The organism is Betaproteobacteria bacterium (assembly GCA_009693245.1).
Taxonomy (GTDB): Bacteria; Pseudomonadota; Gammaproteobacteria; order Burkholderiales; family SHXO01; genus SHXO01.
In genome coordinates this window covers 15040-27982 of sequence record SHXO01000002.1, presented here as the reverse complement: position 1 = coordinate 27982, position 12943 = coordinate 15040, and the positions used below count along the sequence as shown (strand labels likewise).

Annotated in this window: 9 protein-coding genes and 1 pseudogene; 3 read left to right on the top strand and 7 right to left on the bottom strand. The window is 60.4% G+C overall.

Going from position 1 to position 12943, the window contains the following annotated elements; genetic code table 11:
• Positions 1 to 197: 197 nt before the first annotated feature.
• The 4 genes from EXR36_00470 to EXR36_00455 all read right to left on the bottom strand — a co-directional run bounded on the left by EXR36_00470 (position 198) and on the right by EXR36_00455 (position 4899).
• Positions 198 to 1820 carry an MFS transporter gene (locus EXR36_00470; protein MSQ58154.1) on the bottom strand — a complete coding sequence of 541 codons (1623 nt, stop codon included), beginning with the start codon at positions 1818 to 1820 and terminating at the stop codon, positions 198 to 200.
• Positions 1821 to 2062: 242 nt separating this feature from the next.
• A complete protein-coding gene (groL, locus tag EXR36_00465) occupies positions 2063 to 3718 on the bottom strand; it encodes a chaperonin GroEL (GenBank protein ID MSQ58153.1) in 1656 nt (551 codons plus the stop codon).
• Positions 3719 to 3759: 41 nt separating this feature from the next.
• Positions 3760 to 4050 (bottom strand): co-chaperone GroES, encoded by a 291-nt coding sequence (locus EXR36_00460; GenBank protein ID MSQ58152.1) that lies wholly within the window; start codon positions 4048 to 4050, stop codon positions 3760 to 3762.
• A 228-nt stretch (positions 4051 to 4278) separates the two neighbouring features.
• Positions 4279 to 4899 (bottom strand): diguanylate cyclase, encoded by a 621-nt coding sequence (locus EXR36_00455; GenBank protein MSQ58151.1) that lies wholly within the window; start codon positions 4897 to 4899, stop codon positions 4279 to 4281.
• A 209-nt stretch (positions 4900 to 5108) separates the two neighbouring features.
• On the opposite strand from EXR36_00455, the pseudogene EXR36_00450 reads away from it, so the two are divergent.
• Positions 5109 to 6496, top strand: a pseudogene (locus EXR36_00450) (MBL fold metallo-hydrolase).
• Positions 6451 to 7914 (top strand): D-alanyl-D-alanine carboxypeptidase/D-alanyl-D-alanine-endopeptidase, encoded by a 1464-nt coding sequence (gene dacB, locus EXR36_00445; GenBank protein MSQ58150.1) that lies wholly within the window; start codon positions 6451 to 6453, stop codon positions 7912 to 7914. Before EXR36_00450 ends, dacB begins: the two are co-directional and overlap by 46 nt.
• 121 nt (positions 7915 to 8035) lie before the next feature.
• Here dacB and EXR36_00440 read toward each other — a convergent pair whose 3' ends face one another.
• The 3 genes from EXR36_00440 to soxB form a co-directional block, all read right to left on the bottom strand.
• Positions 8036 to 9310, bottom strand: coding sequence for a twin-arginine translocation signal domain-containing protein (locus EXR36_00440; protein MSQ58149.1), 1275 nt, complete (start codon positions 9308 to 9310; stop codon positions 8036 to 8038).
• Positions 9311 to 9320: 10 nt separating this feature from the next.
• On the bottom strand, positions 9321 to 9614 hold the full coding sequence (locus tag EXR36_00435; GenBank protein MSQ58148.1) for a c-type cytochrome: 294 nt from the start codon (positions 9612 to 9614) through the stop codon (positions 9321 to 9323).
• A 67-nt stretch (positions 9615 to 9681) separates the two neighbouring features.
• Positions 9682 to 11370 carry a thiosulfohydrolase SoxB gene (soxB, locus tag EXR36_00430; protein ID MSQ58147.1) on the bottom strand — a complete coding sequence of 563 codons (1689 nt, stop codon included), beginning with the start codon at positions 11368 to 11370 and terminating at the stop codon, positions 9682 to 9684.
• A gap of 359 nt (positions 11371 to 11729) precedes the next feature.
• Here soxB and EXR36_00425 point away from each other — a divergent pair, with 359 nt between their 5' ends.
• Positions 11730 to 12881, top strand: coding sequence for an MFS transporter (locus tag EXR36_00425; GenBank protein MSQ58146.1), 1152 nt, complete (start codon positions 11730 to 11732; stop codon positions 12879 to 12881).
• The last annotated feature ends 62 nt before the right edge of the window (positions 12882 to 12943 follow it).

The following is a 12943-nucleotide window of genomic DNA, read 5'->3' as shown; positions in this document are numbered from 1 at the left end:
GCGCCCTGCATGGCGCTCGGATTCGGCAGGCAAGCAACAAGCCGCAGGGCTTTTTGCTTGTCCGGCCTCATCCAACTGGGCTACTTGGCCGTTTCGCCCGCTAAAGACCCTCTGGCGAAAGGCGCGCATTCTAGCCGCGCGGGTGCTAAAACAAAAGCGTTTGGAGGGCCGGGTGGGGCCCTCCGGTGGCCGATTATCTAGTCGTGCTTGTAGATATCGACGTCCTTGGTCTCCTTCACGAAGAGCATGCCGATGACGAATGTGCCGGCGGCGATCACTATGGGGTACCACAGTCCGGAGTAGATGTCCCCGTTGGCGGCCACGATGGCGAAGGCGGTGGCGGGGAGGAAGCCGCCGAACCAGCCGTTACCGATGTGATAGGGCAACGACATGGAGGTGTAACGGATACGGGTGGGGAACATCTCCACCAGCATGGCGGCGATGGGGCCGTAGACCATGGTGACGTAGATCACCATGATGGTGAGAAGCAAGATCAGCATCGGCTTATTCATCTTCTCGGGGTCGGCCTTCGCGGGGTAGCCGGCCTCTTTCACCGCCGTGTCCATTTCCTTCTTGAAGCGGGCGCCCTCTTCCTTGGCGTTAGGCGCCTTGCCGTCGTAGGCGGCGATGACTTTCTCGCCGATCTTCACCGACGCCGTGGTACCTGGCTCGACTTTCGTGTTGTGATAATCCAAGCCGTTTTGCGCGAGGTAGGCCTTGGCTACGTCGCAACTGGAGGTGAACTTCGCCGTTCCCGTTGGATTGAACTGGAAGGAGCATTGCGATGGGTCGGCGTTGACCATGATGGGGCTCTTGGCCTGTGCCGAGGCCAAGTCCGGATTCGCGTAGTGCGTGAGGGCTTTGAAGAGCGGAAAGTAGGTCAGAGCCGCGATCAAGCATCCCGCCATGATGATGGGTTTGCGGCCGATCTTGTCCGAGAGCGAGCCAAACAGCAGAAAGAATGGCGTGCCGATGACCAGGCTCGCGGCGATGAGGATGTTCGCCGTGGGGCCGTCCACCTTGGCCATCTTCTCCAGGAAGAACAGCGCGTAGAACTGGCCCGTGTACCAGACCACCGCTTGCCCCGCTGTCAAACCGACGAGGGCGAGAATCACGATCTTCAAATTCGCCCATTGCCCGAAGGATTCCGTTAGAGGCGCCTTCGAGCCCTTGCCTTCGTTCTTCATTTTCTGGAAGGCGGGAGACTCGTTCAACTGCAAACGAATCCACACGGAAATGCCCAGCAGGATGACGGAAAGCAGATAGGGAATGCGCCAGCCCCAAGCCGTGAAGGCCTCTTCTCCCATGGCAGTACGGGTTCCCAAGATGACCAAAAGTGCCAGCATCAACCCGACAGTAGCGGTGGTTTGAATCCAAGCGGTGTAGGCACCGCGCTTGCCATGGGGCGCGTGTTCGGCGACGTAAGTGGCCGCGCCGCCGTATTCGCCGCCCAGGGCCAAGCCTTGCAGCAGGCGAAGAGCGATGAGGATGACGGGCGCCGCAAGCCCGATGGAAGCATAGTTAGGCAGCAGGCCAACGATGAAGGTCGATGTACCCATGATCATGATGGTGATCAAGAAGGTGTACTTTCGGCCTACGAGGTCTCCCAGGCGCCCGAACACGATGGCGCCAAAGGGGCGCACCGCGAAACCCGCGGCGAAGGCCAGCAGAGTGAAGATGACCCGGGTGGAATCGTCCAGCGCGGAGAAGAAGTTCTTGGCGATGATGGCCGCCATGACGCCGAACAGATAAAAGTCGTACCACTCGAATACGGTACCCAGGGACGAGGCGAAAATAACTCTCTTCTCGTCGGCGGTCATGGGCCGGACTTCACCCTGTACAGCGGCGGACGCTACAGCCATAGTGCTCTCCCCGAATCGGTTTTATGGATTGTGCCCCCGTGCCGCCCGCCAGCGAATGGGCCCTGGCTACAGGGAAGCGCAACATATTACTAAAAATGCCGGTCCCCAAGCATGGCAATAGCATGAGGGGTAAAAAGAAAGAGCCCAGCACTGGGCGGGGCTCTCTTGTACTGCGTTTACTGCTGGAGGGTTGGACCCAATTACATGTCCATGCCGCCCATGCCGCCCATTCCACCCATGCCGCCGTGGCCGCCTCCGCCGTAGGAGTGGCTTTCTTCCTTGGGGGACTCGGCAATCATGGCATCGGTGGTGAGGATCAAGCCGGCCACGCTGGCGGCGTTCTGCAGAGCGCAGCGCGCAACCTTGGTGGGATCCAGCACGCCCATTTCCATCATGTCGCCATATTTCTCGGTGGCGGCGTTGTAGCCGTAGCTACCCTTGCCTTCCATGATCTTGTTCATGACGACAGAAGGTTCGGCACCGGCGTTGGCCACGATCATGCGAAGGGGCTCTTCCAGGGCGCGGATGACGATCTTGATGCCGGCATCCTGGTCGGGGTTCTCACCCTTGATCGCGGCTAGCGCGCTGCGGGCGCGGATGAGGGCCACACCACCACCGGGGACGATACCTTCTTCCACGGCGGCGCGGGTGGCATGCAGTGCATCTTCCACGCGGGCTTTTTTCTCTTTCATTTCGACTTCGGTCGCGGCGCCCACCTTGATGAGGGCCACACCACCGGCCAGTTTGGCGACGCGCTCTTGCAATTTCTCGCGGTCGTAGTCGCTGCTGGTTTCGTCGATTTGCTGGCGGATGGACTTGACGCGGCCTTCGATCTGCTTGGTGTCGCCTTGTCCGTCGATGATGGTGGTTTCTTCCTTGCCCACTTCGATGCGCTTGGCTTGGCCGAGGTCGGCCAGAGTCGCTTTCTCGAGTGACAGGCCCACTTCCTCGGCGATCACGGTGCCGCCAGTCAGCGCGGCGATGTCTTCCAGCATGGCCTTGCGGCGGTCACCGAAGCCAGGGGCCTTGACGGCGCAAGTCTTCAGAATGCCGCGGATGTTGTTCACCACCAAGGTGGCGAGTGCCTCGCCTTCCACTTCCTCGGCGATGATCAGCAGGGGACGGCCGGACTTGGCGACTTGTTCCAACACGGGCAGAAGATCGCGGATGTTGGAGATCTTCTTGTCGTGCAGCAGGACGTAGGGGTTGTCCAACATGGCGCTTTGCTTGTCGGGCGTGTTGATGAAGTAGGGCGAGAGGTAGCCGCGGTCGAACTGCATGCCGTCCACGACGTCGAGCTCGTTGTTCAGGCTCTTGCCGTCTTCCACGGTGATGACGCCTTCCTTGCCCACTTTGTCCATGGCATCGGCGATGATCTTGCCGATGTCGTCATCCGCGTTGGCGGAGATGGAGCCCACCTGGGCGATTTCCTTGCTGGTGGAGCAGGGCTTGGAGATTTTCTTCAACTCGGCCACGATGGCGATGACCGCCTTGTCGATGCCGCGCTTCAAGTCCATGGGGTTCATGCCGGCGGCCACGTACTTCATGCCTTCTTGCACGATGGCTTGGGCCAACACCGTGGCGGTGGTGGTGCCGTCGCCCGCGATGTCGGAGGTCTTGGAAGCCACTTCCTTGACCATCTGCGCGCCCATGTTCTCGAACTTGTCCTTGAGTTCGATTTCCTTGGCGACCGAGACACCGTCCTTGGTGACGGTCGGCGCACCGAAGGAGCGCTCCAGCACTACGTTACGGCCCTTCGGGCCCAGGGTTACTTTTACCGCGTCGGCCAGAACATTCACTCCAGCCATGATGCGCGCACGGGCGCTATCGTGAAACCTTACGTCCTTTGCTGCCATGTAAGTCTCCTAAATTGGTGGGTAGTAGGGGGAGAGGCGCGTTAGCCCTCGATCACGCCCATCAGATCTTCTTCGCGCATCACCAGGTACTCCACGCCGTCGACCTTGACGGTCTGGCCGGAATACTTGCCGAACAGGACTTTGTCGCCCTTCTTCACATCCAGCGGACGCACTTTGCCGTCGTCGCCGATCTTGCCCGAGCCCACAGCCATGATCTCGCCTGAATCGGGTTTTTCCGCCGCCGTATCCGGGATGACGATACCAGAGGCGGTCTTGCGCTCCTCTTCCAGACGCTTCACGACGACTCGGTCATGCAATGGCCGGATCTTCATGGAATTCTCCTTTTCTCTAACTGATTGAATGTATGAACTACTTCGGTTGGATGGAAGGCCGGCACAGGCTTCCTGGCACCCTGCTAGCACTCCTTACTACTGAGTGCTAATAGTAACTGGGCATTCCGGATAGGACAAGAAGTTATGGGCATTCCGGGATGGAGTGCCAGTTAGAACGAGCTGGGGTACTTCTACCGCCCGCGGGCGGCTATGGCTTCGGCCGTGAGGTTAGAGCGGGGCGCCCAAACGATAGACGGTCTTGCGCATGCCCCTACCAACAGGAGGGACGGGCTCCAAGTGGCAAGGCGGTTCGCGCTTGCCATCGGGTTTGAGGGTGGCATCCTCCGCGACGTCCTTCCAAATGCCGCCATGCACGGGCCGGAACATCCACATGAGGTAACCGCGCTTGGCTGCCACGCTGATGAGTTCATCCGCGTCGGGCGCGTCTGCAACCACCACTTGGTCGCCATGGGCTCCGAAGGGAAATCCGCCAAAGGCTTGCAGGCACTCCACCGCCTCCCGGGATTGCGCACCTGGCCGCATGCACGATGGCCGCTCGGCGCGGGCGACATCCCAGGCGCCGAAGGCCCAGGCCGCGTCCAAGGTGGCGCGGTCGAGATCTTCCACATCGTCCCAATGTTCGTTCAATTGCAGCGCTGAGCTTGGAACCGAGGTGAATCGCACGGGGTTGGCACCTTCCACGTCGGCGATTTTATCGCTTATGAAACCGTGCCAGTGCAAGGTGAGAATGACTGGAGTGTCGGGACATGGCACCGCCGCGAAGGTGATCGCCACCAAGGGCAGCTTGGTAGCCGAGAGTTGTTGTTCGATTCGATCGATAAATTCCATACCCTTCCTCCACCGTAATTAATCGCGGCATGGGCTGGCCGCCTTTGCGTTCTTGATATCGCAACACCGCGAAAATTCGCGTCCCCTGCCAATGTCATCGGACGAAATCCCTGAACCTGAAATGTAACCGTGTTCGCCGCGATTAAGTGCTAGCGCTCGTGGTGGTACGCTGCCAATGCGTAGAATGTCCACGAATAGATAACTCCCCCATGAATCTCCAATTCCTCGGCGCGGCACGAGAGGTCACCGGTTCTTGTTTTCTGTTAGAGAGCAATGACGCGCGCTTTCTGGTGGATTGCGGGCTTTTTCAGGGGGGCGCGATGCTTCGGAGAAAAACCGCGTTGCATTGGGCCCCTGGATACACGGCCTCGATTTTGTCTTGCTCACACACGCCCACATCGACCACTCCGGGCTGCTGCCTCGTTTGATTGCGATGGGATTCCAAGGGCTCATCCACGCGACCGCCGCCACCTGCGCCCTGCTCGAACCCATGCTGCTCGACGCGGCCCACATTCAGGAGTACGAAGCGCAACGGCGCAAGGAGCAGCGCCACGGCGCTAAACAGGGAGAGCCGCTCTACACGGCCACTCAAGCACTGCGAACCTTGGCGCAACTGCGGGCCCATTCCCATGACGAAGAGTTTTCTCCGTGCCCTAGCGTGCGCGCTTGTTTCCGGGAGGCGGGCCACATTCTGGGCGCGGCGTTCATCGAATTGGCCATCACGGAAGATGGCGTCACGCGGCGTCTAGTATTCTCGGGAGACATCGGTAATCGCGGGCGGCCACTGGTGCGCGACCCGGCAGCCCTGGCGCAAGCGGACGTTTTGGTGATGGAATCCACCTACGGCAACCGCCAGCACCGCAAGCTGGCCGCGACGCTCGATGAGTTCGTGGACATCATCACGCGTACCCTCGCGCTCAAACGCGGCAATATCGTCATTCCGGCCTTCGCGGTGGGCCGAACGCAAGAGCTTTTGTATCTGCTCATCCGCTTGCACCGGGAGGGCCGCTTACCCGCCATGGATGTATTCGTGGATTCGCCACTCGCCACCAAGGCCACCACGGCCACTCTAAAACATTGGAAGGTGCTCGACCCGGACGTGGCGCCCATGTTCGAAGCGGGAATCGAACAAGAGCACGATCTCAATATCCGTTTCGTCGAAAGCGCCGATGAATCCGGCGAGCTAAGCCGCCGCGAACAAGGTGCCATCATCATCGCGGGCTCGGGCATGTGCGATGCGGGGCGCATCAAGTTTCATTTACGGGCTAATCTTCCGCGGGAAGAGTCCTGTGTAATCATCATGGGATTCCAAGCGCAAGGTACGCTTGGCCGGCGCTTGGTGGATGGCGCGTCCCGCGTGCGCATCTTCGGCGACGAGATTGCGGTGCGCGCAAGCATTCATACCATCGGCGGCTTGTCCGCGCACGCGGACCAGGAAGGATTGCTGCAATGGATGCGGCAAATGCCCGCGCCGCCGCGCTAGACCTACATCGTGCATGGCGAGTACGCGGCGGCCATCGCTTTCAGCGAAGTCATTCAAGAGGAGTTGGGATGGAGCACCAAAGTGCCCGAACGCGGAACCATCGTGGAGTTATAAAAGCACTCCTGCTGGCGGTACTTTTCCTGTGCGCGGGCGGGGCGCGCACTGCCCCTCTTCCGGAGCCCTTGGCGCGCGCCGCGAAGGAGCATGGCTTGCGCGCGGAAGACCTAGGCTTGTACGTTCACGTGGTAGGGACCAAGCCCGCGCGGTTAGCTCATAACGCGCAGCGCCCGATGAATCCCGCCTCGACCATGAAGCTCGTCACGACCCTCGCGGGCTTGCATGTCCTGGGCCCCGCTTACTCCTGGCGCACGGAGGTGTACGCCGACGGGCCCGTCAAGGACGGCGTACTGGACGGAAACCTCGTATTTAAAGGGGCCGGGGATCCCAAGCTCACCCTGGAGGAATTCTGGACCTTGCTGCGCGAAGTTCGCGCTCGGGGCGTTCGGCACATCCACGGGGAGTTGGTGCTGGACCGCACCTTTTTCGAAACGGTGAATGGCGCGCCCGGAGATTTCGATGGCGATAGTCTGCGTCCCTACAACGCGCTGCCCGATGCGTTGCTGGTGAACTTCAACGCCGTTCGGCTCAATTTCATACCGAAGGCGGATTCTGGCCAAGTGGCAATACTCATGCATCCGCCACTGCCGCAGATCACGTTGCTCAACCAACTTCACGCGGTGGATATGGCCTGCGCCGATTGGCCGCAGGACCCCGTCCACGACGCGGGCTCCGGCCAAATGCTATTCAAGGGGGATTTTCCCATCCCCTGCGGAGAAACGTCGCGGAACTATAGCCCGCTGTCCTCGCCGCGATACATCGAGGCCGTGTTCCGCGAGTTATGGCGCGAATTGGGGGGAACTCTCTCAGGGCAAGCGAGCGATGGCACCGGATCCATGTATGCCCAATTGATTGCAACCCATGGATCGGAACCGCTTTCCGAACTCATTCGCGACATCAATAAATTCAGCAATAACGTCATGGCCCGGCACTTGTTTCTCGCTCTAGGTCTCGCCGAGAACGTGCCGCCCCTGAACGCGGAGAAATCGGCCCACGCGCTCAGGCAATGGCTTAATCGCGAGGGCTTCGATTTTCCGGAGTTGGTGGTGGAAAACGGATCGGGCCTCTCACGCGCGGAGCGGATCAGCCCGGAACATCTTGGCAAGCTGCTGCTGTGGGCGGCGATATCTCCGCTCGCGCCCGAATTCATCGCGTCCCTTCCCCTGAGCGGCATCGACGGCACCATGCGCAAGCGCTTGAAGGAGAGCCCCACCACCGGCCGCGCGCACATCAAGACGGGATACCTAGAGGGCGTGCGCGCCAGCGTGGGTTTCGTTCAAGACGAGGAGGACCGCATGGTGGTCGTGGTGTGCCTAGTCAACGGCGCAAGCGCGCGCGCCTCGCAAGGCTTTCACGACGCCGTGATCGAATGGGCGTATGCAACGCCGGGTAAGAAGAAGTGTTGTAGGCGGTGAGGCGTGAGGCGATAGGCGTGAGATGTTAAGCGTGAGACGTGAAATATCGTCCCCTCCCCTGCTCGCGGGAGAGGGATAGGGTGGGGGCACCCTTCACCCTGCACCCTGCACCCTGCACGTCTCACCCCCCAAGCATATCCGCCCAAATATTCTTCGCCCAGGAGAACGCATACTCGCCTTCCAGCTCGGAAGCTTCCTTGGAAACGCCGCCCGCTCCTTGCACCGGCTCCACTACTTTCTTTTCCTTGTTGTACTGGTGCACCGAGGCTACGTGGATCACGCTCTTGTCGTCCAAGAAGCTGTAGCAAGTGTTCATCACCACGGGTTCGGGATTGGGCTCCTTGCCGTTCATGAGGTTCACGATGGCGGCGGCGGCCAGCTTGCCATGCTGGTTCGCCATGTGCCCGGACTTGGGCATCATGGGCCCGGAGAGCGTTGCATCGCCCAAGACATGGATGTCCGGATCCGCCTTGGAGACCATGGACAGCCAGTTCACTTCGCACCATTTATTGTTGGCCGTGATTAACCCCGCCTGCTTGGCTATGTCCGCGGCGCGCTGGGGCGGGATCACGTTCCACACGTCCGCCTTCACATCGTCGAACTCGAATTTCGCGGTGTTGGTAGCGATATCCATTTCCACGAGCTTGCTATTGGGCCGGTATTCGATGATGTTCGCGTAACGCTCCTTGAAAGCCTTCTCGAACAGGGCCGGCTTGGAAACAATTTTGTCATTGGCGTCCAGCACCAGCACCTTGGATTTCGGCTTGTATTGCTTGAAGTAATGCGCGACTTGGCACGCCCGCTCGTAGGGCCCGGGCGGGCAACGATAGGGCGCCAGCGGAATGGAAATGCCAAATACGCCGCCGTCGTCCATGGCCTCCAATTGTTTGCGTAGCGCCACGGTCTGAGGGCCCGCCTTCCAGGCGTGCAGGATCTTGGCTTGCGCCTCGGGGCTACTCATTCCGCCCACCTGGTCCCAGAGAAAATCCACCCCAGGGGAGACAATCAGGCGTTCGTAGTCGATATTGCGCCCGCTCTTGAGCTTCACCAAATGGGCGGCCGGGTCGATGGCCGCGGCCTCGTCTTGCACAGTCATGATGAGCTCCTTGCGCAAACCATCGTAGGAGCGCGTGATGTCCGCGAGCGTCTTGCTGCCGCCCAGCACCAGATTGGAAAGCGGGCAGGAGATGAACTGCGTATTGCGCTCGATCAGCGTCACCCGAAACTTCGGCCCGCCCCAGCGCATGACGTAGCGGGCAGCGGTCGCACCGCCGTAACCGCCGCCGATCACGACCACGTTCTTTTGCCCCATCCCATGCACGATGGCCGGGAAACCTGTGATGGCGGTCCCCGCCACCGCGGCGGCCGACTTGATGAAATCGCGTCTATCCGTCATGACCGCCTCCTTATTTCTGCGCCGAGAAAAACTCGGCGATGAGTTTGAGTTGCTCGCCGGTGTAGCCCTTGGCGATCTGGTGCATGATGGTCGCCGGGCGCGTACCGTCCTTGAATTCGGCCAACTTGGTGAGTAAGTCAGCCGCCGGCTGGCCCGCCAGGCTCGCCACCGATCCGGTGGACTTGCCGTCCGTGCCATGGCAGCTGGCACAGGTGGAGGCAAGATAACTGGCGTGATTTGCGTCCGCCGCGTGAGCGCTTGCGCTGGCGAGCGCTAGAACGCCTGCTGTGAATAGGGCTTTCATCGGGGTCTCCTTTATGAGTTCTTAACGCCTCCAAAACGCACGAGCCAGTCAAACGGTGACAGTCCACCTACCCTGCTCCTGGATTTTCTTCGACGCCCACCAGCTTCGGCACTTGAGGCGTGAGAGGCTCGATATTGGGATGGGCGCGCAGATAGGTTTGTAGCAGATCCCACATGGGCTCGCCAGTGACGCCTTCGCTCACCGGGGCCCAGCCCGCCACCTTATAGACCCTGTCCGCCTCGATGGGCCGGCCGCCTATACGCATATCGCCGATACGCGCACCCATCTTGGCGTTGGGAGTGCATGTGTAAGTCATCCCGCCCACCCGAACCATATCGCCGCCTTGCTGGTAATAGGGATCGGGGTTGAACAGGTTGTCGCAGACATCCTCCAGAATATCCTTGATTTGCCCGCCCTTCATGTCCGTGAGCGTGGTGGCGGGGTAGGTGATGGCGGTCTGGTTGAACACGTCCTCCACCGTGACCGCGTCACCCGGCAGCAAGCTCGTGCCCCAGCGAAATCCCGGCGATAGCGCGATTTGCGCGCCCTTGACCTCCATCAGGGCGTTGAGCAGAAGTTGGTCGAAGGTGCCGCCAAAATTTCCCCGGCGGTATAGAAGTCCTTCCGTGACCGCGAGTTTGCGCGTGAGTTTGGCGTGGAAGGGCGCGCGCGATTTCTCGATGAGATCACGCATGGCCGGATCGGCTGGCAAGAGGTTCGCGTATACCGGCAAAAGCGCATAGCGAAAATCCTTCACTCGCCCTTGCCGCGCATCGAAGTCCAGTACGCCGAGGAATTTTCCGTTCGATCCGGCATTGGTGACCAGAGTCTGCCCCGAACGGTTCTTCACCAGCACCGGGCTCGGAATACCATCGTGCGTATGCCCGCCGAGAATCGCATCTATGCCGCTCACACGAGACGCGAGCTTGAGATCCACATCCATGCCGTTGTGAGATAGCAGCACGACCGCTCTCGCACCTTGGCCGCGAACACTGTCCACCAAGTCTTGCAACTTGTTCTCATGCAACCCAAAGGACCAATCTGGCACCAGGTGAGCGGGGTTGGCGATGGCAGTGTGAGGAAAGGCTTGGCCGATGATGGCCACGGGAACGCCGTTCAACTCCTTTACCGCATGGCTTGGAAAAACGGGATCCGCGAAATCTCGCGTGTGCACGTTTTGCGCAAGAAAATCGGTGTGCCCGGCGAAATCGTGCTCGATGATGTGGTTCACGCGTGCGGCACCCAAGGTGAATTCCCAATGCCCAGTCATCACATCCACGCCTAAAAGCTTGCAGGCATCCACCATGTCCTGGCCTTGAGTCCACAAGGCGGTGGCGGAACCCTGCCACGTATCCCCGCCATCTAACAACAATGCGTTAGGCCGGTCCGCTCTGAGTTGCTTGACCAAGGTTGCAAGATGCGCGAAGCCGCCTACCTTGCCGAACACATTCGCGGCCTCCGTGAAATTCAAATGGGTGAAGGCATGTAGTTCGCGCGAATTTTTCGCCAAACCGAAATGTCGCGCGAAGGCCTCGCCCACCAAATGCGGCGGCTTGCCCTTCGCATTGCCCACCCCGATATTTAGGCTGGACTCTCGATAATAGATAGGCAAGAGCTGAGCGTGGCAATCCGTGATGTGCAACAGGTGGACGTTGCCGAAGCGCGGGCGAGCGTACAACGACTCCGCCCTCGCGAAGCCGCTTAGGCCCGCCATGCCTGCCACGGCCAACACTTCCAAGAACGCTCGGCGTGTCACGCTACTTCTCGGTCCCGCGGGTCAATTTGAGTGTACTTGGCGAAATGGCGCATGCGCGGATTGATGTTGGCGGACGGATTCGAGTCTGAGGCACGGAAACATTATGACGATAGAGGCTCTTGCAAAACCTCGGCGGTGCGGGGGATTTATTTCGCAAGGCGTGGCGAAAAGTGAAGATGCAGGCGGCTATTTCTAGCATGATGCGGTTATCGAAGCCAACACCATAACGCCCGCAAAATGAATGCTACTCGACGCGAACGTTTGAGAGGAGCTAGCCGTAAGCCGGTAGATTCCATGCCAGACTAACGGCTCGCAACCTCTAGGCTGAAACGCCCTCACCCAGTCGGAAGCAATTCTCCATGATACTCGCCCGCATCATCGCGATTGCCGTGCTCACGCATATGGCTTTTGTCGCCTCGCGCATGACGGGTTCCCTCTATGCGCTGGCGAACAAGGCGTCTACCTTCACTGTTGGCGTCGTGATGGCGTTGTTTGCGTTGGTGCCGATGTTGATCGCCGTGCGCGCGGGGCGGTGGCTGGATGTCGTGGGGCCGTGGCGGCCGACGCTCGTTGGAGTTTTGTTGATGCTGGGGGGCATGTTGCTGCCTGCGGCCTTTCCCTACGCGACCAGCGATGTCGCGCCCCTGCTGGTCGCGGCGGCCATGATCGGCACCGGAGCCACCTTGGTGATGCTCGCCATCCAGCAAATCGTCGGTGAACGCGCGGATCCGAATCGCCGCGCGGCGGCGTTTTCCTGGTTGGCGATGGGCGCCTCCATCGCGGGTTTTACAGGACCCGTCGTGAGCGGCTTGCTGATCGACGGCTTCGGCCACCGCGCCACCTTCGCCGTGTTGGTGGTTGTCGTGCTGCTGGCGTTGGGGTTGCTCTGGCTAAACCGCGGGCTTTTCCCCGAGCACAAGCACCGGGGCAGCGCGCCGGAGCCCATGCATCCCTTCGAGTTGCTGAAACATACAGAGCTGCGGCGCGTGCTCATCACCACGGGATTGATCTCCATGTCATGGGATCTGATGACTTTCGTGGTGCCGGTACATGGCACTCACGTGGGATTATCGGCCTCTCAGGTGGGCTTCGTGTTGGGTGCCTTCTCGGCGGCGACCTTCAGCGTGCGCCTTGCCATGCCATGGCTGTCTCGCCACTTCAGCGAGTGGCAGGTGCTCACGTACACCTTGTTCAACACTAGCCTGGGCTTCGCTTTGTTCCCGCTCTTCTCATCGCTTGCACCGCTCATGATGGTGGCCTTCCTGCTGGGCTGCGGACTGGGGTCCGCGCAACCCAATGTGATGTCGCTTCTGCATTCACGCTCGCCGGAGGGACGCGTCGGGGAGGCGCTCGGGGTACGCACGACGATCATGAACAGCAGCCACGTGGTGCTGCCATTGATGTTCGGCGCCTTCGGCTCCGTGCTCGGGGCCGCCGCGATGCTCTGGGCCATGGCGGCAGTAGTCGCGGGCGGCGGAGCCGCCGCGCTGCGATGGCGGGAACGTAAGTGAGTGCGTTTGCAACCCCACGCTCTATCGCTTATCCTCGCCGCTGCCGCCGCTCTGGTGGCCAT